Genomic DNA, 1,582 nt, shown 5'->3' with positions numbered 1-1,582 from the left:
GAAGGGACTGGGGAGCGTGCTCGAGCGCTTTGGTTTGCGCATGGGGTAGGTCAGGACTCCGGCACCACCACCAGCGCCGCTACCTCTTCACCCAGCCGCTGGAAGTGGGTGGGGTTGAGGGTAATCAGCCGATCGGCCCTGGCTTTCAGGGCAGCCTGGGCGATCAGGGCATCGTAGACCGCCCCCCCGCTGAGGCCCAGCTTGGCCAGCCGTTTCAGTACGCTGCGGTAGTCGGTAGCCGAGAGGGCCACGCTAGAGAAGCGGTGCAGGTTCTCCTCGATGAGTTTGAGCGCGGTGGCGGGCGGAATGCTGGGTCGCAGGGGCAACCGGGTCAGCACGGCGTAGAGTTCGGCCAGGGTATGGGTAGCTACCAGTCCGGTGTGGGTGCCTTCCAGGGCCTGCTCGAGCCAGTTCCAGGCGGCCCGGTGGGCCGGGTGCGCCTCCACGAAGGCGGCGACCAGGCTCGAGGTGTCGAAGAGCAGCTTCATCGGGCCAGCCCGTCCAGGCGTTCCTCGCGCAGGTGGGCGAGGGCCTGGTTCAGGTCGCCGGCGGCCTCGCTCTCTACCACCAGCACCCGACCCTTGCGCTGCAGGGGGGGCGGCGTGAGGAGGGGTTGCAGGGTGAGCTTGCCGTCCTCCACGCTCACCTCGAGGGTGTCTTGGGGCCGGAGGCCCAGGCGCTCCCGTAGTTTTTTGGGAATCAGCACCCGTCCGAAGCGATCCAGGGTGGTCTGCATATTGCCAATAATAGCATTTTTTGCCAAAACCGAGGATGCCCTTCGAAATGGATAAAGCCATCCGGTATTGGAAGAACTTTGTCCCGCGTATAACGGTGGCCGCCTGAACCAGCGACATCATCAGTGGGCTAACCAGGGCTCAGCCTGCCAGCAGCTCCGGCCCGTTGTTGCGCACAATGCCCACCTTTGGATTGACCGATCTAGCTACCAGCAGCCCTGGGGGGAAGGGCAGCATCCAGGCCTCGGCGGGCTTGCCGCGGAGCCAGCCGTCCCAGTGCTGGCGGGGCAGCATCCAGAAATGGAACTAGTGGTCTGGTAACAAATAAATCGGGATACCTCCAATGAACCCAACTTCTGCCCTCGTCGTCTGTTTGTCATTCCTAGGCGCAAGCAGTGCAACGAGGAATCTGGCACTGCATGGGTACAGTGAATGCATTGGACTGCAACGCATTAGATTCCTCACTTCGCTTCGCTCTGTTCGGAATGACACGAAAATTTACTTACCAGACCACTAGGCCAGATTCAGCCTGCTGAGGAGTTGATGGCCTGGTATGGCCCAAAACTTTACGTGTGGGGGAAGTCTCTCGAGGGTCAGGGGGAGGTCAGGATGGTATTCCCACCCCCGCCTCGTTTGGGGAGGTCGGGAGGGTTGGGCGACGGCGCCGTAACCGTGAGGGCGAGGTCAGCTTCCTTCCTTAAGCTCACACTTTCAGCCCGCACCTTAAGGTTATAGGTGCCGGGGTTCACCCCCTGGTTCACGCTTATCGTCAGGGTTTGTGTTGTGGGACTGGATCCAACTGAGATGTTCTCCGGGGAAAGGGTCACCCCTGAGGGTGCCCCCACTAG

At 61.7% G+C, this 1,582-nt stretch carries 3 protein-coding genes and 1 pseudogene; all 4 read right to left on the bottom strand.

Annotated features, from left to right (window positions below; translation table 11 throughout):
• Positions 1 to 50: 50 nt before the first annotated feature.
• Entirely contained in the window at positions 51 to 488 is a 438-nt protein-coding gene (locus J3L12_RS16535; protein WP_208016146.1) for a PIN domain-containing protein, read from the bottom strand.
• The gene (locus J3L12_RS16530) at positions 485 to 736 is read right to left on the bottom strand and encodes an AbrB/MazE/SpoVT family DNA-binding domain-containing protein (RefSeq protein WP_208016145.1); all 252 of its coding nucleotides are present in this window, start codon (positions 734 to 736) and stop codon (positions 485 to 487) included. Before J3L12_RS16530 ends, J3L12_RS16535 begins: the two co-directional genes overlap by 4 nt.
• Positions 737 to 875: 139 nt before the next feature.
• Positions 876 to 1,028: a hypothetical protein gene (locus J3L12_RS16525; protein ID WP_208016144.1), complete on the bottom strand. Its 153-nt coding sequence runs from the start codon at positions 1,026 to 1,028 to the stop codon at positions 876 to 878.
• 299 nt (positions 1,029 to 1,327) lie between these two features.
• Positions 1,328 to 1,582: pseudogene (locus J3L12_RS16520) on the bottom strand (putative Ig domain-containing protein); the annotation flags it as partial.

This window comes from Meiothermus sp. CFH 77666, from assembly GCF_017497985.1.
In the GTDB taxonomy this organism is placed as follows: Bacteria; Deinococcota; Deinococci; order Deinococcales; family Thermaceae; genus Meiothermus.
Note: the sequence above shows the minus strand (reverse complement) of the source record. Positions and strands in the feature narration are given on the sequence as shown.

Bases quoted from the DNA above. Each gene is read 5' to 3' on its own strand.
- J3L12_RS16535 (WP_208016146.1), bottom strand. From the start codon at position 488: ATGAAGCTGCTCTTCGACACCTCGAGCCTGGTCGCCGCCTTCGTGGAG.
- J3L12_RS16530 (WP_208016145.1), bottom strand. From the start codon at position 736: ATGCAGACCACCCTGGATCGCTTCGGACGGGTGCTGATTCCCAAAAAA.
- J3L12_RS16525 (WP_208016144.1), bottom strand. From the start codon at position 1,028: ATGCTGCCCCGCCAGCACTGGGACGGCTGGCTCCGCGGCAAGCCCGCC.